This window comes from Pseudomonas sp. NPDC089918, assembly GCF_050280605.1.
Classification (GTDB): Bacteria; Pseudomonadota; Gammaproteobacteria; order Pseudomonadales; family Pseudomonadaceae; genus Aquipseudomonas.
In genome coordinates, this window is record NZ_JBNNVP010000001.1 from 112038 (window position 1) to 136856 (window position 24819).

Sequence of the window (24819 nt, forward strand, 5' to 3'; positions counted from 1 at the left end):
GAACACAAGTTTGAATACGCTGTTGCGAGGCTCAGCGCACCGACCCGGACGCTACCGAGTTACCGGTAAAGAAGTTCTCGGGTTTGCGCGGGATAACGCTATAGGTTTCGCCGTTCAGGCTTTGCACCACGCTGTAAGTCTTGGCTTGCAGGTTGTAGATCACCACCGGTTTCACCACTACAGCCGGAATGGAGGGAACAACGAATGGCAGCACCTGGGAAACGCGCCACAGTTTGCCCTCGGCGTCGTAGCCATCAACCAGCGAGACCGTCCAGCTGTCTTCATCAATGAAGAATTTGCGCTTGGGAACGGCGTGACGTTTGCCCGAGGCGACAGTGGCTTCCAGCTCCCAGACGCGATGTAGCTCCCAGCGCACTTTGTCCGAATTGAGATGGTTCGCCATAAAGGCGTCGTCGCGTTTTTCGGCGTTGAACTTGTTGTCGTTGTAAGGGATGTACAGCTCTTTTTTGCCGACCAGTTTCCAGTCATAGCGATCGGGATGACCGATAAAGCCATGCACCTCGTCGAAGTAGTTGGCGCCCGAGGCAACGAAGTCCGGGGTGTCATAACCCACGGTAGGCGCGCGGCGCACGCGACGCTGGCCGACCAGGTATTGCCAGGCTTCCCGTGGTTCCTGGGCGTTGACGCTGTCGTGCGTCACCAGCGACTCGCCGGCTTTGAACGGTGGTTCATTGGTCAAGAACCGCAGCAGCGCATACTGCCCCGACCACTTGTCCACGGCCCCGTCCTTGAAGTAATACGGGTACTGCCAGTTCTCGACGCCACGGCTGGCCAGCGTCCGGGTTCCGTCCGCATTTCCGATGATGTTGGCATAGCCCATCTGAATGGATTCGGCCTCGACCCGCAGCAGGAAATTCCAGATGACCTCGTTGCCGGTTTTCGGAATCGGGAACGGGATACCGCCGTAGCAGCCCTCGACAGACAGACCATTACTGGTGGTCTTGCAGCGGGTGGCGTTAGCGAAGGTGTTTTGATAAACGCTGTCCGGTGCCGCAGCGGTGCGATGGGTCGGGTACACATCGAGATGGAAGGTGTCGGGGTATTTCGCCAGCAAGGCTTTTGTGCCTTCGTTCAACTTGTCCGCGTACTGCGCCGCGTTCTTCGCAGTGATCTGCAGCACCGGCTTCTCACCCGGGAACGGATCGACCGGCATATCGCCCGATTTTGCCCCGGCTACCTCTTTGGTCAGCCCGCCGGTCCAGGCGGGAATGGAGCCATCGGCATTGCCGGCCTTTTCGGCGCCCATGGGCGTCAACGTAGTCTTGAGCTTCGCCGCCTCATCAGGGCTCACTGCCGCGAATGCAGTGCTGGCACAGATTGAAATCGACAGGGTGGAAAGCAACAGCAGTTTAATTTTTGTCATTATCAGGGCCCGCCTGTTCTTTGCTTAAAAGGTTCGCTGGATCGAAAACGCCACGAAATCCCGGTCTTTCATGTTTTGCTGGTAGGTGAATGAGTTAGCGGAGTTGATGACCGGCCCGGCCTCTCCGAAGAAGTTGGTGTAGGTCAGCGAGGCATACCATTGCTTCTTGTAATCGGCCTTGAGACCCAAGGTCAGATCGCCGCCATGTTCCGGGCCGAATGCCTGAGGCGTGACGGAAGAGCGCCCGGACGGGTTGTAACCCACGGTGATCGGGGCTTGAACGTCGATGCCGGGGAAAACCTGGAAGTACTGCGGTTCGAAGGTGAAGCGCAGTGCGAACGCATCGCGCGTGGTGTTGGGGTCCAGCTGATCGGCATTTTTGGTCACGCTCAAACGACGGTTGAACGCCAGTTCACCGACGAGCGAAGCACCGTCCCACAGCGCGGATCCGCCATAGACATTGACCATCGACACCTGGGCATGCCACGAACGGCCAATGGGGTACGCCGGGTTCGAATCGTTGTCGGCATCCATACCGGTAATGATCGTTCCGCCGACGCCCGCGAGCGGCGTATCGAGCCTGATCGACGTTTCGCCAGCGATATTGGCTTCGCCGACCAGGGTGCTGAAACTCGCCCCGAACACTTTGACGTCCTCGGGATAAACATTGATGAACGTGTCATCAGCACCGGGGACCAGCGCGGCCGGACGGAAGTAAAACACCGGGGTCTTTTCGTGATATTTCGCGGCGTACAGGCCGAACTCCCAGTCCTCGACAGCGAACTTCAGCTGCGCGCCGAACTGTCCGGAATCCCTGGCGTCCTTGTCCTTGCCGTGGCGTAGTTCGCCGGTCGGGAAGAACACCCGTTCCCCGCCCTCACCCACAAAGTCCGCACCACTGAAGTAGCTGCCTGCTGCGGGAAGGCGAGTCTTGTTCCACTCGAACTGGTAGTAGGCGCCGACGCTGACCGTATCGTTCAGCTGCCAGTTACCCGAGACCTGTTTGGTCGGCATCAGAATCTCTTTGAACTGAGAACCTGGCACCGACTGCAGCTTCACCAGATCGACGGTGGACTGCGCATTGGCAATGCCGTTGGCCCCGAAGAAAAGACTTTCACCGTAGATCTGCGTGAACTGCCCCAAGCGCCCGGACAACGAGGTGGTGCCGATTTCCTTTGAGCCGTAGACAAAGGCATCGAGGATTTCAGTGCGCTGTCCGTGGATGCGCCGGGTGTCGCTGGTGAACTCATCGTGATCGACGCTTACGGAGTTGGCGGTGCCGGGTGAGTCGTTATCGTTGTCGTGGCTGTAGACATTGTCGTACCAGGACGCCGCGCTGAGACGGGCACCTACGTCTTTGTACTTGATGTCGAATTCGGACAGCAGATCCAGGCGATTGGAAATGAGCCCGCGATCGAAATTGCGGTCGCCATCGTCCAGGTTGGGATTGCTGTTGGCCGTGCCCGGCCCGACCGCGACCTTGTGATCGAGTTTATTCACGCGCCAGGCATTGCTGTACTTGATCGTATTGTCCCAACTCGCCGAAAGATCGGGATTGCCGGTGTCGATCTGGAAGGCTTGCGATGGCGTCGAGAGGCTCAGCAGGACCGTTGCGCTGACCGCGCAAGCGAGGCTGGAAACCGGCAACGGGCAGAGCCGCTGGTTGGCTATTTTCATGGAGATGTTCCTGTTTTTTTGTTTTTGTAAAAGGTCATCCACTCGCAACATCGGCTGCGAATACCACTGGGTGCTGCGTACCGCTGTGAGCTCCTTCGTTGCCCATTTTTACGCTCGATAGACATTGTGCGTAAAAAACATTTTGCTGCACTACAAATCACTTTGTGCACAAAAAATATTCCTGCGCAAATTCAATGTCAAGCAGATTCGGGAACCCAGGTTCATGGGCGTGGCGCGATGGGTAGCAGGAGGAGGAAGTGGTGCAGACTGACAACGTCTTCAGGGAAGGAGGCTCAGGGCCGGACTAGAGCGCTGCGAAGACTGTTCTGAAATTTTCTCCTTGCGACGAAGGAAAATTCATGCGCAAGAAGCGATATTCATCCTTTGCACTAAACTGTTTTTTGCGCATAAAATCCGTTTAGTGCAAAATTTCAGGATGACCACGACCATGATCCTCTCCCCCAGCAGTCCGCTGATCGATGTCGCGTTGGCAAAGATGAAAAAAGCGATTGTTTGCTGTGAGCTGGCCCCCGGCGAAAAACTCAAAGTCGCAGAGCTGTCCAAAACCTATGGACTCAGTAGCTCCCCTATTCGTGAAGCGCTCAATCGACTGACCCAGGATGGCGTTGTCGAGGCCAGCGATAACAAGGGGTTCAGGGTTGCGCCTATTTCCACGACGGACTTCCGGGACATCACGCGGATGCGTTGTCTGCTGGAATGCGAGGCGCTGGCAGATGCCATTCAGTATGGCGATGACACGTGGGAAGCCGACGTGCTGGGTGCGTTTCATCGCTTGAATCTGATCGAGAAAAAACTCGGAAGCGGCGAACTCGTGCTCGATGATGAATGGTCCACCCGGCACAAGGCTTTCCACTTTGCGCTGTTCGCCGCCTGCCCTTCACCGCTGATGTTGAAGATGATCGACTCCCTGTTTGACCGGGCCGAGCGCTACCGGCGCTTTTCGGCCAAGCAGCGGATCACCCCAAGACACAAGGGCAATGAGCATCAGGAACTGATGGAGACTGCCCTGGCGCGTGACTCCGAGAAAGCCGTGACGCTGTTGCGCAATCACATTCAGGACACCCTGGGCCGAACCGTCGAAGCGATCGAACGCCAACAGGCCACGCTTCAATAGATCAATCCACATTTACTGAATTCAGCGCAAGTACCTGCGGGCTTGCTCGCGAAGAGGGAGTGTCAGTCAACATTGATGTCGCCTGACACACCGCTTTCGCGAGCAAGCCCGCTCCCACAGGTAATCTGGGGTGCCAGGTTAATGTGCAGAAAAAATCCCTTCGCCTCGTCACTGCTTTCGTGGACAGTGCGAAGCGAAGGGCTATTCCTGTTACTGGCTTAGCGCCTGTGCAAACCTGAGCGTCGTATCGCACGTACCGCCATGACCCTGTGCAGCCTGTTCCGGCTCCTTGCACCACAGCGCAAGCTCCATTCCCTCAAGCAACTCCATCGCCCAGGCCACCGTGACCGCCCCGCCATACACGTAGTGATCCGGCCGCACGATGACGACATTACAGCCTCGATGCTCAAGCCATTGCGCCAGTACGCCATCGACCTCCTGATAATCATCGGCAGTGCGCGTCCCTGCCTGTTGAGCGCTGACCAACCGCACGACATGGATGGGCAAACCTTTTAGCGATTGACTGCTGTGCAGGCATCTCAACAACGCGCTGGCGTCGAACCCGGGCGCTATGACCACGCGAAAGGACTGGCCGGTAAATTCATCGAGAAGCGCCTGCTTGCCGGCATGGTTGATGACCATCGGCTGAGGAAACAGCTCACCGGCCGGCGCGACTTGCGCGACAAAGCCTTGAGACAAACCGGGAATCAGCGATTGCCTGATGATCCCGTCAGGGTTCTCCGTCATCTGCTGGATCAACCGCGCATCCCGAATCGCGGCTTTCTCGCTATCGCGTTCGCAGATCACCCCACCAAATTCTTTGGCCGCCATCGTGGTTTGGCGGACGTGGGGAATTCGCTCGGTCTGGTAGGTGTTCAGAAACGCAGGGGCTGCCAGCCCTCCTTTCACCAGCGCAAGCTTCCAGACCAGGTTCAGCGCATCGCGGATCCCCTGGCACATGCCTTGTGCCAGGAACGGCGGCGTCATATGGGCCGCGTCCCCGAGGAAGAACACTCGGTCGGCCTTCCACTGCTCCAGGATCAATGCATGGAATCTATACGCAGAGGCCCGCCATAGCTGGTAGTCACCCTCCGGCAACCAACGAGCGATCAGCTTCTTGATCGCTTCAGGCTGTGAGATTTCCGAAGGCTGCTCATCAGGATTGATCATGAATTCCCAGCGACGATGCCGACCAGGTCCGACGACAAACGTGCACGGCCTGGCCAGCTCGCAAAACTGCACGTTGGTCTTCGGCAGATGCTCGCCCGCCCCTTCGTTGAGGATCACGTCGACCACCAGCCACGGCTCGTCGAACGCGAGGTCTTCCATCTTCAGCCCCAGACGGGTACGGATCGGGCTGGTTCCGCCATCGCACGCCAATACATAATCAGCTGTGACCGTGCGCTCAATCCCGTCTTTGGCCTGAATGCGCACGTGCGCCTGGGAACCGCTTGAGTCGACCGACAGCACTTCTGAACCGAGCTCAACGGTGACGGACTTCAAATCGGCAATTTTGCCGCGCAGTGCACGCTCGACCGGTGGTTGCGAGAACACGTAGTTAGGCGCCCACCCCAGTGCAAAGGGCGGCTTGGCCGCATCGATGCGCTTGATCAGCCGGGAACCGGTGGTTCGGTACTCCGAGGGACGATAAGGCATGACATGCTCGGCGATCTCATTGGCCAAGCCAATATTGCCGAAGACACGCATCACTTCATGGTCAAAACCCATGGCCCGGGGATTGGTGTACACCGTTTCGGACTTGTCTACGACGAGCGCATTCAGCCCCCACATCCCGGCCAGATTTGCGCACAGAGCACCCACCGGACCCATTCCAACAATGATGACATCGTAGTCCATCGTCTACTCCGCTTTTTGTTTTTATCCCGTGTGACTTCTGGTTGATGAGCGGGCTTGCGCAGGCCCATCAACCAGACTTCAACAACCATCAGCCGATTCGAACCCGCTGCTCTGCGATCTTCGCCCGAATGGAATCCATCCACTGCTCTCGCGTCTGGAAGCCGGGGCGGCGCTTACACATGGCTTCGGTCTGGGCCAGGATGACCTCGGTCGGCAGTTCAAGATCGAGTGGCTCCTTGCAAGGTTGAGCGGTGTAGAAAGGCGCATCGACATACATTTCGATGGGGTTGCCTTCAGGGTCTTTGAAGTAGATCGACCAGGCGTTCCCGTGATCCACCTGGACAATCCCTTCGATGCCACTTTTTTTGGCGAATTGGTAGTAAGTCTTCAAGTCGTCCAGGGAATTGAGCAGAAACGACAATTGATTGATCGGGTTGAATGGCAGGTCAACAGGTTTGCCGTCAAAGAGCACGACCTGGTGATGCAGTTCCGGGTTCTGCGTCATGAAGAACAGACGATGACCGGTCGAGGCCACGCCCTTGTCGCTGACGATGAAGCCCAAGGTGCGGCAGTAAAAATCGACCATACGATCGAGGTCTGCGCAAAACACGCCGGTGTGGGTGAAATTGATGGTTGGTAAGGCGGGCATTTGGAACCTCCGGTTTTTATGATTGTGTAGAGGACAACGCTTAGGCTTCGTCAATAACGCCGTTCGATAGCGTCCCGATCTCGGTGATGACCACTTCGAATACATCACCGGGTTTCAGGAAAATCGGTGGATTTCTCTTGAAGCCGATCCCGCTCGGCGTACCGGTTGCCAGAATGTCGCCCGGGTTCCATGGAAGCGCTTTCGACACATACGAAATCAAATGCGGAATGTCGAATGCCAATTCTGAAAGGCTGCCTTCCTGCAATTGCTCGCCATTGAGTACACCCCGTACCACCAGCTTACGGTAATCGGGAATTTCCGACGCTGGAATGACCCATGGGCCCAACGCGCCGGTTTTTCTGAAGGTCTTGCCCATGCCGTACTGGTGCGTATGGAACTGCCAATCGCGAACACTGGCATCGTTGAAGCAGGTGTAACCCGCGACGTGATCCATTGCATCGGCAGGATCGATGTGCGCGCCACCCTTCCCGATCACCACGGCCAGTTCGGCTTCGAAGTCAAATTGCTCTGACACCTGAGGCCTTACCAGCGGCTCGCCGTGGGGAAGCAGGGTTTCGGCAAAACGCTGGAAAATCACCGGGAATTCCCCAACCTTTCGGCCCGCCTCTTCGGCGTGCGCCACATAGTTGATCCCCACACAAATCACCTTGCCGGGATTGGGTATGACCGACTCCAGTTGAATGCTGGAAAACGGGTAATCGGGCTGGACGGTCTCTACGACTTTACGTGCCTCCTGTACCAACAACGGATTGGCCAGAAAGGATGCGAGGTCCGGAACCTGCGCAAAACGGCGGGTCAGCTCGACCACCCCGTCACCTGATACGGCGCCGAAATGGGCCTTTCCTTCTTTACGGTACGAAATCAGCTTCATGTTCTTCTCCTGTTTTTTATGCACAAAAACTAATTTCTTGCACCATACATCATTAAATGCATAATGCAAAAGGCCGGTTTAAAAAAATAACGAGCTGCATAAAGCTCACGGTTCTGGAGGTTAGGCATGTCGCTTGTGATGGTTCGTAAGGTAAAACTGGATATCGAAGAAGTGTTCCACGAAGGCGGGCCTCGCTCGTCGGTCCCACTGAGGATCGCGGTCGCCACCGCCGTGGTCGCCAACCCCTACGCAGGTAAATATGTAGAAGACCTGCTGCCGTTCATGCAGGAATTGAGGGGGCTGGGCGCAGAGCTGTCCGAGCGGCTGATCCACGCGCTGGGCGGTGCCCAACACGTGCAGGCCTATGGCAAAGGTGCAATCGTCGGTGAAGACGGTGAACTGGAACACGGTGCGGTCTGGCACGAAGCCGGTGGCTGGGCAATGCGTGAAGCGCTCGGCAATCCGAAGGCGATTGTTCCGGCGGGCAAAACCATCGGCGGCCCCGGTTGCCGGGTGATGATCCCGCTCGGGCATATCCAGGCGGCCTATGTTCGCAGCCACTTCGGTGTGGCTGAAATGACGGTATGGGACGGGCCCCGTCGCGGCGAAATCGCTTTTGGTCTGGCGATGGCCACCGGAGGCCGGATTCATGCACGGCTGGGCGGTCTGGCTGCCGCCGATGTGAAGGGTGAAGACGGGCTTCGTTAAGGTTCAGGGTTTAAAGCGTGCTCCAGGGTTACGTACCACTACAAAAACAATATGTGTGTTGGAGAACATCATGACTGCAAAAACTATGCGCGCCGCACGTCTGTATGAAGGCGGTAAACCCATGGTCATCGAGCAAGTGCCCGTGCCCGAGATTCGCCCGACCGAGGTGCTGGTCAAGGTCAAGGCGTGCGGGATCGTCCCGAACCTTCACAACATTCTGACCAACTGGGTCAAATGGTTCCCGCAGAGCCCTCTGCCCAAGCTGCCTGCCATTTTCGGACTTGACCCTGCCGGGGTCGTCGAAGCCGTCGGCGCCCAGGTCTATGACTTCAAGGTCGGTGACCGGGTTTATGTGAACCCGGGTCGGCACTGCGGCTCATGCAGGGCTTGTCGCGCGGGCAACACCATTGCCTGCAGCGCCTATACCTTCAACGGTTACTTCGGGTTCACCGCCAAAAGCCCGCGCATGTTCGAAGACTACCCTTACGGCGGTCTGTGCGAGTACATCCCTGCCCCGCAATACAGCCTGGTCAAACTGCCCGACAACATCAGCTTCGAGACCGCCGCACGCCTGGGCTATCTGGGCACCGCCTATAAAGCATTGATCAAGGCCAACGTCGGTCCCGGCAGCACCGTGCTGATCAACGGGATCAGCGGCACACTCGGCCTGGGCGCTGCCGCCCTGGCGCTGGCCATGGGCGTTCGTAAAATCCTCGGCACCGCCAGGAACCAGGACCTGTTCCAAAAGGTAAAAGACCTGGCGGCCCCGGGCCGGATTGAAATCCATACCCTCGGTACCGTCCCGACTAACCAGTGGGTCAGTGAAATCACCCACGGCGAAGGTGTCGATGTCGTCATTGACGCCCTGGGCCCCGGCGCACCACACGAAACCCTGACTCAAGCGCTTAAATCCCTTAACCGCGGCGGGCACCTGGTCAACGTCGGCGCCATCGCCGGTGATGTCCCCATCGACCTTCACTGGATCATGGACAACGATGTCCAGATCAGCGGCTCGGCCTGGTTCACGACAGGGCAAGGCCAGGACATGGCTGACATGGTTGAATCGGGGGTACTGGATCTCTCATTCTTCGAAAACACGGCCTTCAGTCTGGAAGACGTCAACAACGCGATCACCGGCATCGAAAACCGCCATGGCGGCTTTAGTAACTACGTCATCTGCCCTTGATAAAACGCAGCGAGCGGAGCGGTTTCTCTCTCGCTCGCTGCCTCTTTGAGTAATCCAGAATGAAGATAAGAAGAATCGTGACCGGCCACGACGAACAAGGGAATTCCGTGTTCGTTTCAGACGGCTATGCCCCAAGGGCGCAATCCTTTGCCTCGATCCCTGGGCACGCGATGGCACAGCTGTGGACCACTCCCGCCAATCCAGGCCCCCACGAACAGGAACGCGATCCCACGCTGGATTACGCGTCGCTGATTCCTCCTCAGGGAGGCACAAGTATCGCCATGTATGATTTTCCGCCTGACACCGTCATGCAGAACCCTGTCGATGGCGTCCGGGTCTATGAGGAACTGGGCGCCGCATTGCCTGGCTTGTTCGAAAGCTTTGAAGCGGATAATCCGGGCATGCACACCACCCCCACTATCGATTACGGAATCATTCTGGAGGGTGAGATGTGGCTGGAGCTGGATAACGGTGAGAGTCGTCTGGTAAAGGCAGGCGAGATCGTGATCCAGAATGGCACCCGACACGCATGGCGCAACAAAAGTGACCAGATTGCCCGAGCACTTTTTGTGATGATTGGTACTGCACCTCCAGAGAAAGCCTGATGTGCAGCCTATGCCAGTCAGTTAAGTGCAATCCATGTGGGAGCGGCTTAACTACCCGGCATTAAGTTGTAGTCCCCTTTGTTTTTCATTTCTCCGGGTTAAGGATTTTTATGGCCACGCTCGTTCATCGTCTGCTCGGTATCTCCGGCAGCCTGCGTTCACAGTCAACGAATACGGCGGTACTCAAGGCACTTGCCTCGCGATTGGGTGATCAGGCAGAGATGAATCTCTTCGCTCTGAACGATATCCCGCTGTACAACAGTGATCTCGAAGCAGAGGCGCTGCCAGCATCGGTGGCCGCTCTGAAAGAGGCCATTGCACGCGCCGATGGTTTGATCATCTGCTCGCCCGAATACAACTATGGCACTTCTGGCGTTTTGAAAAATGCGCTGGATTGGGCTTCCCGCCCGGGCTTCGATTCACCCCTGAAAAACAAACCCGTGCTGATCATGACCTCGTCACCCGGCATGCTCGGCGGGGTGCGCGCCCAGTCTCAACTCCGAGAGACGTTATCGGCTACCCTTTCCAGGGTGATCTCCCGCCCGCAAATCGTCATTCCCCACGTCACTCAAAAGATCGAGGACGGCAGATTCGTCGATGAAACATCGATCGAATTCATGCTCGCGGCTGTCGATGATTTAATCCGTGAAATCAATCTTGGGGTGTAGTGAGTGAACTCGCGGCGCTGCTTGCTCGCCCCCTCTGTAGCAGCTGGCGAAGCCTGCTGCTACAGGATCGCATTCGGCCCAACTGGCATTGCCCTCAAACCTTCCTCTTCAGCAGCCCCTTCAACCGCAAACTCGCCCGCTGCGCCGCCGCCATTTTTTCCGGACGCTTCATGCGCTTCCATTTTCTGATGTCGTCCTTGGTGCGGCCACAACTGACACACAGCTCACCACTGAGCTGGCAAATGGAAATACACGGATTTTCGATATCCTTGGCCACGCTTCAACCCCGCGTCGAGCGCTTGGGCGCCAGGCGTTGCTGCCAGTTGCCGGCATTGGCGCGCTGACATTGCTCTTCAGAATCAAACTGCACATGGGCCGCTACCGGGCTGATGAGTACATCCGCTTCACTGAACGCCACGGCCGTCAGTTCGACCATACGCTCGCCCTGCCCGCTCGCCAGCGCCTGATCCTTGTTGGCCTGCGTATCGAAGACCCAGATCACCCGCAGACTGGAAGGAAAGACCGCGTAATCGACTTCGTGGGTCAGCCAGCAGAACCCGACTATTTCCGCTTTGGCGGTTTCACACGCCTCGGTCAGGGTGGCGACCAGGCGACGTTCGATTTGGGCCTGATCGCGTTTGCTTAAAGACATCGGGTAAGGGGTCCTTGGGTGGGTGTCGATGGAAAGGGCTCATCATACCTTCGGTCGCTCGTTTCCTCTCTGCGTCATTGCCCGCCCACGACCCCGGTTGGTGTTCAGTGACAAATAGCGCGGCAGACCTGAAAGCTTTTGTGTTTGTGCTGCCTCTTCGAGCAAGCCCGCTTGCATGGAAGGAACGTTTTCATGTGCATGACACAAATCCCCTGTGTGCTGGCTTGCTCGCGAAGAGGCCCGAATAAACAGCACAAATTCCGACCCGAAAAATACTCAGAGACGCCCATGGCTCCCGGCTTTTCTCATTTGTATGAGCGCTACACGGCGTCCATCCGGCGACACTCGCTCCTCAACCCCAAACGGCACAAATCCTAGCTGCGGATACAGAAGCAGCCCCGCCGTATTCTCGTTGAAGCACGAAATCTGCACCTCGCTTGCCCGATGACGCTCAAAGGCCAGCGTCACCATCGTCTCCACCAAAAACTTCGCGACACCTTTCCCCCGCGCCCTGGGCGACACGATCACATTGCCGATCGCGCAAACGCCATCGCGCTCAAACGCATAAAAATTCGCAAAGCCAACGACAGATCCGTCCCCCTCAATCACCGTCGAGTCGGAGCGTTGAGCAATCGATGCATGCAGTTGATCTTCCGTCAGCGGGTAGTGCGCCTTCGGGAACATGTAAAACAGTTCTTGGGCGTTTTGCGGAAAGTCGCAAACAGTCAACACATCTTCAGCATCGACGGGGCGGTGGGTGAGTAGCATTGGTTGGGTTCCATCCAAAGGTCGGTGCGACAGATTACGTTTTGCCGATGCTGGATAAAAGAGACTCGTAACAGCGATTCCATCTCGATGACTCAGGTAAAAGATTCTGCCTATCAAGCGTGAATACCCCACCTATTAGCTGACTGCTTTATAGGCGTCTAACCTTAATGCAGCGCTGGCGTGAGCCGGCCGGTTGAGACTTGATAAAAGATACGAATGAATCAGAAGCGTACTAGGCTTGCCGTGGGCCACCGTATGGCAACTCGATTTGCCGCTATCCAGATTCCCCTGTGACCACGATGAACGGTTGATCGAACGGCTGCAGCCTATGTCATTGATTTCGCTCGTCGCTATTGCGCGCCCACCCCGGGCCGGATAGCCGGATGAATACGACCAAAGGTAGTGCACACATGGCAAATGAATCGAAATGCCCGTTCAATCACGCCGCCGCGGGCGGTGGCACGACGAACCGCGATTGGTGGCCGAACCAACTGAACCTGAAGATCCTGCACCAGAATTCGCGGCTGTCCGACCCCACGGACGAGGGTTACAACTACGCCGAAGCGTTCAAAAATCTGGATTTTCAGGCGCTCAAGCAAGACCTGCACGCGCTGATGACCGATTCGCAAGACTGGTGGCCTGCGGACTTCGGTCACTATGGGCCGCTGTTTATTCGCATGTCCTGGCACGCCGCCGGCACGTACCGCGTCGGTGACGGTCGTGGCGGTGCCGGCTCCGGTCAGCAGCGCTTCGCACCGCTCAACAGTTGGCCGGACAACGTCAGCCTCGACAAGGCGCGCCGGCTGCTCTGGCCGATCAAGCAAAAGTACGGTCGCAACATCTCCTGGGCCGACCTGATCGTGCTCACCGGCAACGTCGCGCTGGAGTCCATGGGCTTCAAGACCTTCGGCTTTTCCGGTGGCCGGCCAGACGTTTGGGAACCGGATGAGGCCGTCTACTGGGGCTCCGAAAACAAGTGGCTGGGCGGTGACACCCGCTACGAAAAAGACAAAAAGGAACCCATGCAAGAACCCGGCGAAGGCCCACTCGTTGCTGAGCCGGGGGAAAATGAGGACAGCCGTACCGAGGGAGGACGCAACCTGGAAAACCCGCTCGCCGCGGTGCAAATGGGCCTGATTTACGTCAACCCGGAAGGTCCGGAAGGCAACCCGGATCCGGTCGCTGCTGCGGTGGACATCCGCGAGACCTTCGGGCGCATGGCGATGAATGACGAAGAAACCGTGGCACTGATCGCCGGTGGCCACGCCTTCGGCAAGACCCACGGTGCCGGCCCTGCCGACAACGTCGGCGCCGAGCCCGAAGCCGCTGGCCTCGAAGCTCAAGGCCTGGGCTGGAAGAGCACCTTCGGCAGCGGCAAGGGCGGCGACACCATCACCAGCGGCCTGGAAGTGACCTGGACCACCACCCCCACCAAGTGGAGCAACAACTACCTGGAAAACCTGTTCGGTTTCGAGTGGGAACTGACCAAGAGCCCGGCGGGCGCCAACCAGTGGACGGCGAAAGGCGGTGCTGGCGCGGGCATCATTCCAGATGCTCACGACCCGTCGAAGCGGCGTAACCCGACCATGCTGACCACGGACCTGTCCCTGCGATTCGACCCGATCTATGAGCCGATTTCACGGCGGTTCCTGGCGAACCCCGATCAGTTGGCCGACGCGTTCGCCCGCGCCTGGTTCAAGCTGCTCCACCGCGACATGGGCCCCCTCTCCCGCTACCTCGGCCCGGAAATGCCCAACGAAGAACTCCTGTGGCAAGACCCCATTCCGAAGGTCGACCACGCCGTGGTCACCGACAGCGACGTCGCTGCACTCAAAGGCAAGCTCCAGTCCTGCGGCCTATCTGTCTCGCAACTCGTATCGACTGCCTGGGCGGCAGCCTCCACCTTCCGCGGCTCCGACAAACGCGGCGGCGCCAACGGCGGACGCCTGCGCCTGGCCCCGCAGAAATCCTGGCAGGCGAACCAGCCTGAGCAACTGGCGAGCGTACTGGCGAAACTCGAGAGCATCCAGAACGAGTTCAACAGCGGCGGCAAGAAAATCTCGCTGGCAGACCTGATCGTGCTGGCCGGTTGTGCCGGCGTTGAACAAGCGGCGAAAAATGCCGGCCAGACCGTGACGGTGCCTTTCACACCGGGCCGGATGGACGCCTCGCAAGAGCAAACGGATGTCGAATCCTTCGGGTTCCTCGAACCCGCCGCCGATGGCTTCCGTAACTACCTCAAAACCCGCTACAGCGTACCGGCCGAGGCCTTGCTGATCGACAAAGCGCAACTGCTGACACTCACCGCGCCAGAAATGACCGTGCTCATCGGTGGCCTGCGAGTGTTAAACACCAACGTCGGACAAACCCAGCACGGGGTGTTCACGAAGCAGCCAGAAGCGTTGACCAACGACTTCTTCAAGAACCTGCTCGATATGAGCGTGGAATGGAAACCGGTGTCGCAGGCCAATGAAGAGTTTGAAGGGCGCGACCGGAAAACCGGTGACCTTAAATGGACGGGTACGCGTGTCGATCTGGTGTTTGGCTCGAATGCGCAGTTGAGGGCCTTGGCTGAGGTCTATGCCTGCGACGATGCGAAGGAGAAGTTTGTGAAAGACTTCGTCGCGGCCTGGGTCAAGGTGATGAATCTGGACCGGTTTGATCTGAGATGATCTGAGCAATACTGCTGAAAACCGCAACGCCTCCCTGTGTGGAGGCGTTGTGGTTTTTGCTGATCTGTGGACCTGATCGAGTCGACCGTCGACAGCGGTCACTCCTCTCACCTGCACGTTGGCGATCCACAAGATTCTCAAGCTAGCCTACTCTGCGCGCACATGCTCCAACACCACTTCCAGTGGGTGGCGTAGTTGCCTGTTGGCGCGACGCTTTACCTGAGTGCGGCAGGAGTAACCCGTTGCCAGTGCTTCTCCCGTCTTGTCCAGCTTGCCGGCCCATGACTGCTCAAAAATGGTCCGCGAGGTGTCCTGGTTGCGTGCTTCATGGCCGTAGGTTCCGGACATGCCGCAACAGCCCGTCGCCTCAGTCACCAACTTGAGTCCAAGCCGGGCAAACACTGCTTCCCATTGCGAAGTACTGGCCGGCACATTGGTCTTCTCGGTGCAGTGCGCCAGCAAACGGAATGTCTGAGTAGCCGGATGCGGTTTTTCAGGCAACACATCGAAGAGCCACTCCTGGGGTAGCAAGACCTTTGGGCAATCATTGAGCCCCGGCACTTTCTGGTATTCCTGGCGGTAGACCAGCGTCATCGCCGGATCCAGCCCCACCAACGGTACTTCGCAGTCGGCTAGCGCCTTGAGTTGACTGGCGTTGCGGATCGCCGCTTTGGCGAATGCGCCGAGGAAGCCTTGTACATGCAACGGCTTGCCGTTGGCACTATAGGGCGCCAGAAACACGCGATAGCCCAACTGATGCGCCAACTGGATAAAGCTCGCCAGCAACGGTGTTTCGAAGTAACGGGTGAAAGCGTCCTGCACCAACACCACGCTGCGCTGACGTTGCGCGATGGTGAGCTCGCGCAGGGCCGGCACGCTGGCGACAACGACGTTGCAGCGGGTCAACGTGGCCTGCAAGTCGTAACGGTTGATCAGCGGGCTGTCGAGCATGCCGACGTGTCGCGCAAGCAAGCGGCTCATCCATGTTGAGCCCATTACCGCGTTGTACAGGCCCGGCGCATAGGCCATATAAGGAATGGTGAACTCCAGCGAGCCGATCAGGTAATCGCGAAGCGGACGTTGATAGCGACCGTGATAAAGCTCCAGAAAACGCGATCGGAAATCCGGGACATTGACCTTGACCGGGCATTGTCCGGCGCAAGATTTACAGGCCAGACAGCCCGCCATCGCGTCGTAGACTTCGTGGGAGAAATCCGCCTCGCCGCGCGAGCGTGCCAGGTTATTGCGCATCCTCGTTGGCAAGCCGCTCAACCACGACAACTTGCCCCGCGCCGCTTCCAATACATCGATATTGGCCGCGCCTTGCAAACGCAACCATTCGCGAATCAATGACGCCCTGCCCTTTGGCGAATGCTGGCGTTCACGGGTGGCTTTCCACGAGGGGCACATCGCATCGTCGGGGTCGTAGTTGTAACAGGCGCCGTTACCGTTGCAGTGCACAGCGGTGCCGAAACTTTGCCAGACACGTTCGTCGATTTGCCGATCCAGCTCACCGCGCAGCGTCACTTCGTTAACCTTGAGCAAGCCTTGGGCGGAATCCGGCGGAGTGCAGATTTTGCCGGGGTTGAGCTGATTGTGTGGATCGAACGCGCCCTTGAGCAATTGCAGCGCCGGGTACAGCTCGCCAAAAAAATCAGGGACATATTCGGAGCGCAATCCCTTGCCGTGCTCGCCCCACAGCAAACCACCATAGCGCCGGGTCAGCTCGGCCACGGCATCGGAAATCGGCTTGACCAGCGCGGCCTGGGCCGGGTCTTTCATGTCCAGCGCCGGGCGCACATGCAACACACCCGCGTCGACATGCCCGAACATGCCATAGGCCAGGCCATGGCTGTCGAGCAAGGCGCGGAACTGCGCGATGTAGTCGGCCAGTTTCTCCGGCGGCACGGCGGTGTCTTCAACGAAAGGCTGCGGGCGAATCTCGCCTTCAACGTTGCCCAGTAGCCCGACCGAGCGTTTACGCATGGCGTATACGCGGGTCACTGCTTCGGCACCTTCGGCCAACGTGTGGCCCAACCGCTCGATCGTGGTGTCGGCCTGCAGATGCGCCACGAACGATGCCACGCGAGCCTTCACTTGTGTCAGGTCCTCCCCGCTGAACTCCACCAGATTGATACCCAGCGTCGCGCGCTCGGCGTCCGTCGGGAAATACTCGGCGACGCTGTGCCAGACAATGTCTTTCATCGCCAGCATCAACACTTTGGAGTCCACGGTTTCGATGGACAGCGGCTTGTGCGCCAACAGCGCATTGGCGTCGCGCAGCGCATCCATGAAGCTGGCGTAGCGTACGTTCACCAACACCGAGTACTTGGGAATCGGCAGCACGTTGAGCTTGGCTTCGACGATGTAGCCCAACGAGCCTTCCGCACCGCACAACACGCTGTTGAGGTTGAAGCGTCCGTGCTCATCACGCAGATGCGCCAAGTCGTAACCCGTCAGGCAACGATTGAGTTTGGGGAACACCGACTCGATCAGGTCGGCCTGGGTTTCCTGAATGTGCCGCGCGGTGCGGTACACCTCGCCGATGCGGCCGGATTGCGCGCACACCACCTCCAGCTCCGCATCGGACAGAGGCTGGCTGTGCAGGCGCTCACCGCCGAGCAGTACGCTGTGTAATTCCAGAACATGATCGCGGGTCTTGCCATAGGTGCAGCTGCCCTGGCCGCTGGCGTCCGTGTTGATCATGCCGCCCACGGTGGCGCGGTTGGAGGTCGACAGCTCCGGGGCGAAGAAAAGCCCATGAGGCTTGAGCGCGGCATTCAGCTGGTCCTTGACCACGCCCGCCTGCACCCGCACCCAACGCTGGGCGACGTTGATTTCGAGGACAGTGTTCATATGCCGCGACAAGTCGACCACGATGCCTTCGGTCAATGACTGGCCATTGGTCCCGGTGCCACCGCCTCGCGGGGTCAGCTTGATCTGGCGAAAGCGTGGTTCGGCCATCAATGTCGCGATGTGCACGATGTCGTCCGCGTCCAGGGGGAACACCGCCGCTTGCGGCAGACGCTGGTAAATCGAGTTGTCGGTCGCCAGCACGGTCCGAGTGGCATAGTCGGCGCTGAGCTGACCGCGGAAGCCGCTGGCGCGCAGGGCTTGCAGAAATTCCGGGTACTGTGCCGCGGGTTCAACGGTCGTCAACTGGGCGATCATCGCAGGATGGTCTCTTGTGGGTCTAATCACGGAAAAATCAAAACACTTGTCGCCTGAGCATTAATGGGGCAGCCTCAGGTCGTCGGCTATGCCAATGATCCTGCAGGCTCGGGCACCGGACAAACGGATAATCCTGCCGCTATTGATGACTTTTACGAATGAATTACCGTCACCTCACCCCCTCGATGTCGTTGCTGCTGGCCTTTGAAGCCGCCGCCCGACATGAAAGCTACACCCACGCTGCGCTGGAACTCTCCCTGACCCAAAGCGCAGTCAGCCGCCAAGTCCAGGCGCTGGAGCAGCAACTGGGCCTGACGCTGTTTCGCCGTGAAGGCCGCCAGGTGAAGTTGACCGATGTCGGTCGTCTTTATCAGCGGGAAATGAGCGAAGCGCTCGGACGCATCCGTAGCGCCACGTTGCAGGCCATGGCTTATCAATCCGGCAGCGGCACATTGCGCCTGGCCACATTGCCGACCTTCGGCTCGAAGTGGTTATTGCCGCGCCTTCATGACTTTTATAAAAGCCATCCTGGCATGCTGGTGCACATCAACTCCCGGATCGACGCCATCGACTTTGAAACCAGCGGCATTGATGCTGCGATTGTCGTCGGCAATGCTGATTTACCGGGCCTGATCAGCCATCGGCTGCACACGGAAGAACTGATGGTGATCATTTCTCCGCAAGCGGCCAAGGCCCATGACGCCTGGCCTGCGGAGCGCATTGGCGGGCAGACGCTGCTCAATGTCGCGAGTAATTCCAACGTCTGGGGCGAGTGGTTCAGCCACCACGGCTTGCCCCATCGGATGATGCGCCTGGGGCCAAGTTTCGAACTCACCTCACACTTGATCCAGGCCGTCAGAGCCGGCATCGGAATAGGTCTGGTGCCTCGTATTCTGGTGGCCGATGAATTGGCCAATTCAGAGCTGATCGGCCTGGACCTGCCCTTCGCCAGTCAGCGCAGTTACTACCTGACCTACCCGCCGCGCAACGAAATGCTGCCATCACTCATCGCGTTCCGTACCTGGTTGCTGGAACAGATATGAGCGCCCTGGATCTCAAGGCGAGAGACGCCCTCTCCCTACACCGGAGAGATCGTGGCAAGCGCACCAATCAAAATGGTCAACACCAGAAATCCACCCAGGAATAATGCCATCTTGCCCATTGGGCCTCCTACGTTATGAGTTTGCGGTGCAGCGGCTACCGCCGCTGCTGACCGTGCTGTCATTGTGAGCCGCAGGCTGATCCCATTACAGATGCAGATGGCGAAGGAAAAACCGTATCAGCCCCGACCTTGACTGATTGACCTGAACAATATGACGACTCATCGCGCCACCTTCTGGTTAGCGTTTACCTTGGGTGCGGTACGGCGGGAACGCACGATTGGCCAGAATAATTCTTCTTTCCAGCTTATTGGTGACAAGTGTTCGATTCCGTAGGCTGGCGGACGCCGACGGGTAATTTTTGCGGTTCCGAACAGGATGTCCCAAAAAAATAACAGGTTGCCGAAATTGCCTTTGTAATGGGTAACGCCGTCCTCGGCAGTCAACCCGTGATGCGCAGAGTGAGTGGAGGGTGTGGAGAAGGTTCGCTCCAAAACCCAGACAAGTGGGCGTAACGCGCGGATGCGATAAAGTTTGTCGTCCCACGCAATGCTGCTGTGTGCAGCGAAGATCACGGTCATTTTCAGAATCAGATAAACATAATAAACGGGTGCAAGCCCAAGATAGATCAACACTCCGGATAACCAGATGCCGGGCATCAGAAGATAGTAGAAACTGTTGTTGCGATAGACGATGCGCACACTCATATAGGGTGCGGAATGATGTGCACGGTGCAATGCATAAAGTGCAGGAACCCGGTGAGTCAGGCGATGCCACCAGTATTGGGTCATGTCATCGAGCAGTAAAAACAAGACAAATCCTGCAATCCACGGGATTCCGGCCAATGCGTCCTTCATCTCCGGTACAGCCTGACTTAATATTTTGCCACTAAGCCACATGACTAAAGGGAACGTGACCGCCACCAGGATGCCGGAGCCGACGACTTCAATGAGTACGTCACGTTTACCGCCTGACGACTGACGAAACGAGGAGCAGGCAAGCTCCAGGAAAATGAAGGCAAGGAAAATCCCGGCCACTATTACAGCAGGGTTATTGGCGAGCATTGTTGTATTCATGGCACTCTCGATTCAGGCCCTTGCGGGCAATGCCATGTCATTAGAAACCCAGGAGCCAGCCCTCCCAATGCGCGAAATGGACAGAATTGAGCTAGAACCGGCCAATCGCCCGCCCCAGCGCTTTCATCGAGGCAGGCTGGGCCAAGTACTGGAGCGCTTCCTTGACAGCCAGGTTTCCCGAAAAAGCACGGATTACAGCCTGATCGAACTGGATCAACTTTGGCGCGAGGCGGCGCGCATTGATTCGGCTATCGGGTTAAAACTGTTCGCGCTGTTCACGCCTCAGGACTGGCACGTCCTGGCTTATCTTTGCCTCTATAGCCCCGACGTTCTGTCGTCCATGCACCTTTGGGCGCGGTACGCACCGCTTGCATCGGACACAGACAACGTGAGGTTGGTGAATGACGAAAACGGCGTCGGGATCGAGCTGTGCGTCGATGCGCCAGGCGAGTTGGCGCGGTATGTCATCGAACACTATGGCGTGATGTCCATCGCGCAATTGCGACGTGGAACGGGGCAGGATGTGCAACCGATTCTGGCAAAATTCATGCATTCGCGGCCGTCGTACTACAAGCAATACACCCAGTGGTTTGGAGACCGCATCGAGTTTGACTGCCCGGTTAACTGTTTCTATTTCCATGCCCAAAGCTTGAGCCTGCCAATGCAGACCCGTCATCACGGGATGTTGGAGTTATTGACTCAGGAGCTGGATCGACGGATTGCCGCGCATCGCAATTTCAGCGGTTGGTCAGCCAAAGTTGCCGAAGGTGCGCGACGCTCTCTGGCCAGAGGTGAAACTCCAAATCTGGACAATCTGGCAAAGACGCTGCACCAGACGCCCAGGACATTACGCAGACGCCTGGAAGAACAAGGCACGACCTTCAGGCAATTACTCGATCAGGTTCGTGCAGAACTGGAACTGCATCTTGAGTTGCAAGGCGAGTCGTTAACAGAGATTGCAGCTCAATTGGGCTACAGCGATTTGACTGCCTACCTCCATGCCCGAAGTCGATGGCGTGACAGGAATTAAGGTGGCGGCCAGATTATTTCGAGCCTGTCTTTTGCTTTATCTATCCTGCCCTCAAGGCTACTCCTACGCCGACCGCATGCACCCCTGAGGTACGCCATCATTACCCCGCCCGCCACCAAACGACCATTCATCTGCCGCGGTAGTGGTAATCACCACCATGATGTCTTCAGAGTCGATGCCTGGTGCTCGACTCAGTCTCTCGACCAGGTTGCGATAGAAACGCTGTTTCGTCTCGATGTCTCGAGGGCGGCCGACAGTAATCGCGATCAGCACGAAGTCATGGCTGCGCGGACCGCCCAGGTAGCCGGGATCAATTCCGAATATCCGATTTAATGGCGACCATAGTCCTAAATTAGTGGATGATTCGATGCGCCGTCCAACCTTCGATCTTGATGTGCTGCGTACTTTCGTAACCGGTGTGGAATTCAACAGTTTTGCCAAAGCGGCGGATCGGCTCAATCGCTCGACGTCTGCCGTGAGCGCACAACTCAAGAAGCTTGAGGAACAGATAGGCACGCCAGTGCTGTCCAAATCCGGTCGAGGGCTGGTGTTGACGCCGGTGGGTGAATCCCTGCTCAGCCATGCCCGCCGACTGCTTGAACTGAACGACAGCATTTTCCAGACGCTACACGAAAGCCAGACCGCCGCAACGGTACGCCTGGGGCTTCAGGAAGACTTTGGCGAACACTTTCTCAGCGATATCCTGCGACGCTACGTCAAGATGTACCCGAGGGTGAGCCTCGAAGTCAGGATCGCGCGTAATATCGAATTGCTTGCATTGATCGACAGCGGTGGCCTGGACCTGGCCCTGTCTTGGGACACAGGGCACATGTCCCCCCATGCCACACGCCTGGGTGAAACACAGATGCACTGGATCGGATCTCGTGATACGCAACCGCTTAACTGCTCTGTAGATTCCCCCCTGCCATTGATCATGTTCGACGCCCCTTGCGTATTGCGTAGCGCGGCAACCCAGGCATTGGATGAGGCGCGGATTCCCTGGCGAATCGCGCTGACCAGCCCCAGCGTGGGTGGAATCTGGGCGGCCGTTGCTGCCGGTTTGGGCCTCACGTTGCGAACCCGCATTGGACTGCCAGGACATCTCGCCGTCATTGCCGGCCTACCCACGCTGCCGACCCTCGGCTATGTGCTTTATCGTGGAGCAGAACACCTGGCGCCTGCCACCCGACAACTGGCTGCGTTGATACAAACCAGTCTGGAAGAGCAGGCGTTCAGTATCACTGCAGGCGCCTCCGTTTGATGCTGTCTAAAGCAAATCGCCCAAGGTGTCGTACTTGTAATACTGGCTGTAATTCAGGACATCTCGAGGTGTCACCTTTTCCGGGAAAGGGCTGTACATCGGGTCATCTATCCGATGGAACTTGAGCATATCCGGGGGCATTTCCCGCAGGTACGTATGCGGCGGCGCCAGGCGGACTTACTGGGTGGCTGCGTCTGGCCGATTGCTGTTCGACCCGAAGGGCTGCTTTCGACTGTGGATTCAACCCGGAGCAGTCATCGAGACTGCCAATCGCGATGGTTCTGAATCAGGTTCGCAAGTCACCCGCTCTGATGAATTCGATGAGCGCGTTCAAGGCCGGTGGCACATAGCGCCGGCTGGGGTAATAAAGAAAGAATCGGCTTGGCGGTGCTTTCCATTCCTGGAGTATTTCTCTGAGATGTCCGTTGCTGATTTCGTCGCGCGCCAGCTCCTCGTAGACATAGGCAATACCAGCGCCATCTTTCGCCGCCTGGATCATCAGCGCATCGTCTTCCAGAATGAGCGGGCCTGTGACGGACAACCGTATCGGTTGACCGTCTGCTTGATACTCCCAGGCGTAAAATTTGCCACTGGGAAAACGCCTGGCAATGCACGAATGCTCGAGCAAGTCGCGGGGGGCGTGCGCGATCCCCTTTGCGGCCAGATAGGCATCCGAAGCAACGGTCACGAACGATTGAGGGGCGCCGACAGGGACTGCGATCATGTCGCCGGCCAGGCTTTCACCAAAGCGGACTCCAGCGTCAAATCCGCCGTTCACGATATCAGTCAATCCATCGTCGGTGATCAGGTCCAACTGAATACGTGGATACCTGGCCACGAAGGGCGCGAGCACTTTCGCAAACACGATACGAGCCGCCGGGCGCGCCACGTTGAGGCGGAGTTTGCCTGCGGGAACTTCCTGCATCGAGGTCAATTGCGCCAACACATCGGCAACCTGATGCAGGGTCGGGACCAGCGTCGCCAATAGCTGTTGGCCGGCCTCGGTCGGGGTCACGCTACGAGTGGTTCGGTTCAACAGCCTGATGCCCAGGCGTGCCTCCAACGCTCGCATCGCGTGACTCAACGCGGAAGCCGAAACGCCACGCTCGTCGGCGGCCTTGCGAAAGCTGCGATGGCGAGCGACGGCGGCAAAGGCATCGAGCTCAGAGAGATCGGGGTGATTACTCATGAATTTCGTTCAGCAGTTCAAATACGATTACCCATCTTATCGCCATCAGATCTCTCCCAGATACTACTCACATCATTTGTGGAGAGGTCGCAATGCAAAAGAATCGTCTTGGATCATCGGATTTTCTGATTTCGCCTATTGGCCTGGGGACGTGGGCAATCGCTGGCACAGGTTGGGAGTACAGTTGGGGAGCGCAGGATGACAAGGACAGCCTAGGCGCACTTGAATATGCCGTCGAACGCGGCGTGAACTGGATTGATACCGCTGCGGTTTATGGCTTGGGCCATGCGGAGCAATTGGTGGGGCAATTGCTGCGTCGGGTGCCGGTCTCGCGGCGTCCTTTGGTGTTCACCAAAGGCAGCCTGGTCTGGGACCCGGTCACGAAGCAGATTTCGCACTCCCTGGTCCCCCAATCCTTGCTCGCCGAGATCGACGCAAGCTTGCGCAGGCTCCAAGTCGAGACTATCGATCTGTATCAGATCCACTGGCCTGCCTTTCCTGCCGACGCAAGCAGTGAAGGTATTGAAATGGCGCTTTCGGCTTTGGTAGCCGCGCGCGATCAAGGAAAAATTCGCGCTATCGGCGTATCGAATTTCGATGTCGCTCAACTCAAGCGGGCGCAGGCGGTGACAGAGATCGTTTCGCTCCAGCCGCCGTACTCCGCCTTGATGCGGGACATCGAGAAAGACGTCCTGCCATTCTGTGAGCAGGCCGGGTTGGGTGTCCTTGCCTACTCCACACTTCAATCGGGGCTACTGTCCGGCAGCATGACGCGCGAACGCATCTCGCAACTGCCCGAAGACGATTGGCGCAAGGCCCGAAGTGCTGATTTCCAGGAGCCCCGTTTGAGTGCGAACCTGACATTGGTTGACGTCATGGCACGCATTGGAGAAAGGCACGGGGTGAGTGCTGCAGCGGTCGCTATCGCCTGGGCACTTCGCCAACCGGTAGTGACGGGCGCCATTGTCGGGGCCCGCCGTCCAGCACAAGTAGACGGGCTGATTGCAGCCTCGGCGTTGCGCCTTAGCGCCGCGGAAATCGACGAAATTCGACCGTTCCTGCCGTCGGGCATGGGAACAAACGTTCCTGGCGCCGCCTGACACCCGGGGTGGTCCGAGTGCTCTCCTCCCTCGCCATCG

The 24819-nt window shown here is 57.9% G+C and carries 21 protein-coding genes and 1 pseudogene; 10 read left to right on the forward strand and 12 right to left on the reverse strand.

What is annotated here, in order from left to right; all coding sequences use genetic code 11:
• Positions 1-31: 31 nt before the first annotated feature.
• Together ACQKPC_RS00510 and ACQKPC_RS00515 are read right to left on the reverse strand one after the other, a co-directional pair.
• Complete coding sequence (locus tag ACQKPC_RS00510) at positions 32-1384, reverse strand: DUF1329 domain-containing protein (protein ID WP_008013715.1); 1353 nt, start codon at positions 1382-1384, stop codon at positions 32-34.
• Positions 1385-1408: 24 nt separating this feature from the next.
• Complete coding sequence (locus ACQKPC_RS00515; RefSeq protein WP_427622737.1) at positions 1409-3061, reverse strand: DUF1302 domain-containing protein; 1653 nt, start codon at positions 3059-3061, stop codon at positions 1409-1411.
• Between the two features lie 448 nt (positions 3062-3509).
• On the opposite strand from ACQKPC_RS00515, the gene ACQKPC_RS00520 reads away from it, so the two are divergent.
• Complete coding sequence (locus tag ACQKPC_RS00520) at positions 3510-4196, forward strand: GntR family transcriptional regulator (protein ID WP_007906495.1); 687 nt, start codon at positions 3510-3512, stop codon at positions 4194-4196.
• A gap of 210 nt (positions 4197-4406) precedes the next feature.
• Here ACQKPC_RS00520 and ACQKPC_RS00525 read toward each other — a convergent pair whose 3' ends face one another.
• The 3 genes from ACQKPC_RS00525 to ACQKPC_RS00535 form a co-directional block, all read right to left on the reverse strand.
• A complete protein-coding gene (locus ACQKPC_RS00525) occupies positions 4407-6053 on the reverse strand; it encodes a bifunctional 3-(3-hydroxy-phenyl)propionate/3-hydroxycinnamic acid hydroxylase (RefSeq protein WP_427622738.1) in 1647 nt (548 codons plus the stop codon).
• 88 nt (positions 6054-6141) lie between these two features.
• Complete coding sequence (locus tag ACQKPC_RS00530) at positions 6142-6702, reverse strand: VOC family protein (RefSeq protein ID WP_007906491.1); 561 nt, start codon at positions 6700-6702, stop codon at positions 6142-6144.
• 40 nt (positions 6703-6742) lie between these two features.
• Entirely contained in the window at positions 6743-7594 is an 852-nt protein-coding gene (locus tag ACQKPC_RS00535; RefSeq protein ID WP_007906489.1) for a fumarylacetoacetate hydrolase family protein, read from the reverse strand.
• A gap of 126 nt (positions 7595-7720) precedes the next feature.
• Here ACQKPC_RS00535 and ACQKPC_RS00540 point away from each other — a divergent pair, with 126 nt between their 5' ends.
• The 4 genes from ACQKPC_RS00540 (at position 7721) to ACQKPC_RS00555 (ending at position 10761) form a co-directional block, all read left to right on the forward strand.
• Complete coding sequence (locus ACQKPC_RS00540) at positions 7721-8302, forward strand: amino acid synthesis family protein (protein WP_008013708.1); 582 nt, start codon at positions 7721-7723, stop codon at positions 8300-8302.
• Between the two features lie 70 nt (positions 8303-8372).
• Positions 8373-9488 carry an alcohol dehydrogenase catalytic domain-containing protein gene (locus ACQKPC_RS00545; protein WP_427622739.1) on the forward strand — a complete coding sequence of 372 codons (1116 nt, stop codon included), beginning with the start codon at positions 8373-8375 and terminating at the stop codon, positions 9486-9488.
• A 59-nt stretch (positions 9489-9547) separates the two neighbouring features.
• On the forward strand, positions 9548-10093 hold the full coding sequence (locus tag ACQKPC_RS00550) for a cupin domain-containing protein (RefSeq protein WP_427622740.1): 546 nt from the start codon (positions 9548-9550) through the stop codon (positions 10091-10093).
• A 110-nt stretch (positions 10094-10203) separates the two neighbouring features.
• Positions 10204-10761, forward strand: coding sequence for an NADPH-dependent FMN reductase (locus ACQKPC_RS00555; protein WP_427622741.1), 558 nt, complete (start codon positions 10204-10206; stop codon positions 10759-10761).
• 94 nt (positions 10762-10855) lie between these two features.
• Here ACQKPC_RS00555 and ACQKPC_RS00560 read toward each other — a convergent pair whose 3' ends face one another.
• The 3 genes from ACQKPC_RS00560 to ACQKPC_RS00570 all read right to left on the reverse strand — a co-directional run bounded on the left by ACQKPC_RS00560 (position 10856) and on the right by ACQKPC_RS00570 (position 12181).
• A complete protein-coding gene (locus ACQKPC_RS00560; protein ID WP_427622742.1) occupies positions 10856-11038 on the reverse strand; it encodes a DUF1289 domain-containing protein in 183 nt (60 codons plus the stop codon).
• 3 nt (positions 11039-11041) lie between these two features.
• Positions 11042-11413, reverse strand: a complete 372-nt coding sequence (locus ACQKPC_RS00565) for a hypothetical protein (protein WP_218394584.1) — start codon at positions 11411-11413, stop codon at positions 11042-11044.
• Between the two features lie 276 nt (positions 11414-11689).
• Complete coding sequence (locus ACQKPC_RS00570) at positions 11690-12181, reverse strand: GNAT family N-acetyltransferase (RefSeq protein WP_427622743.1); 492 nt, start codon at positions 12179-12181, stop codon at positions 11690-11692.
• Positions 12182-12564: 383 nt separating this feature from the next.
• On the opposite strand from ACQKPC_RS00570, the gene katG reads away from it, so the two are divergent.
• Entirely contained in the window at positions 12565-14853 is a 2289-nt protein-coding gene (gene katG / locus ACQKPC_RS00575; RefSeq protein ID WP_427622744.1) for a catalase/peroxidase HPI, read from the forward strand.
• A 147-nt stretch (positions 14854-15000) separates the two neighbouring features.
• On the opposite strand, the gene ydiJ is transcribed toward katG, so the two are convergent.
• On the reverse strand, positions 15001-18024 hold the full coding sequence (gene ydiJ, locus ACQKPC_RS00580; RefSeq protein WP_427622745.1) for a D-2-hydroxyglutarate dehydrogenase YdiJ: 3024 nt from the start codon (positions 18022-18024) through the stop codon (positions 15001-15003).
• A gap of 158 nt (positions 18025-18182) precedes the next feature.
• On the opposite strand from ydiJ, the gene ACQKPC_RS00585 reads away from it, so the two are divergent.
• Positions 18183-19067 carry a LysR substrate-binding domain-containing protein gene (locus ACQKPC_RS00585; RefSeq protein WP_401171433.1) on the forward strand — a complete coding sequence of 295 codons (885 nt, stop codon included), beginning with the start codon at positions 18183-18185 and terminating at the stop codon, positions 19065-19067.
• 278 nt (positions 19068-19345) lie between these two features.
• Here ACQKPC_RS00585 and ACQKPC_RS00590 read toward each other — a convergent pair whose 3' ends face one another.
• Complete coding sequence (locus ACQKPC_RS00590; RefSeq protein WP_427622746.1) at positions 19346-20200, reverse strand: sterol desaturase family protein; 855 nt, start codon at positions 20198-20200, stop codon at positions 19346-19348.
• 67 nt (positions 20201-20267) lie between these two features.
• On the opposite strand from ACQKPC_RS00590, the gene ACQKPC_RS00595 reads away from it, so the two are divergent.
• Positions 20268-21230, forward strand: coding sequence for an AraC family transcriptional regulator ligand-binding domain-containing protein (locus ACQKPC_RS00595; protein WP_427622877.1), 963 nt, complete (start codon positions 20268-20270; stop codon positions 21228-21230).
• Positions 21231-21293: 63 nt separating this feature from the next.
• On the opposite strand, the pseudogene ACQKPC_RS00600 reads toward ACQKPC_RS00595, so the two are convergent.
• A pseudogene (locus ACQKPC_RS00600) lies at positions 21294-21542 on the reverse strand (tautomerase family protein); the annotation flags it as partial.
• Positions 21543-21597: 55 nt separating this feature from the next.
• Between ACQKPC_RS00600 and ACQKPC_RS00605 the strand changes: the two are divergent.
• The gene (locus tag ACQKPC_RS00605) at positions 21598-22491 is read left to right on the forward strand and encodes a LysR substrate-binding domain-containing protein (protein ID WP_427622747.1); all 894 of its coding nucleotides are present in this window, start codon (positions 21598-21600) and stop codon (positions 22489-22491) included.
• A 286-nt stretch (positions 22492-22777) separates the two neighbouring features.
• Here the strand turns inward: ACQKPC_RS00605 and ACQKPC_RS00610 are convergent, their stop codons facing one another.
• Positions 22778-23680 carry a LysR family transcriptional regulator gene (locus tag ACQKPC_RS00610; RefSeq protein WP_218394574.1) on the reverse strand — a complete coding sequence of 301 codons (903 nt, stop codon included), beginning with the start codon at positions 23678-23680 and terminating at the stop codon, positions 22778-22780.
• A gap of 92 nt (positions 23681-23772) precedes the next feature.
• Between ACQKPC_RS00610 and ACQKPC_RS00615 the strand changes: the two genes are divergently transcribed.
• Complete coding sequence (locus ACQKPC_RS00615) at positions 23773-24780, forward strand: aldo/keto reductase (protein ID WP_427622748.1); 1008 nt, start codon at positions 23773-23775, stop codon at positions 24778-24780.
• Positions 24781-24819: the final 39 nt, after the last annotated feature.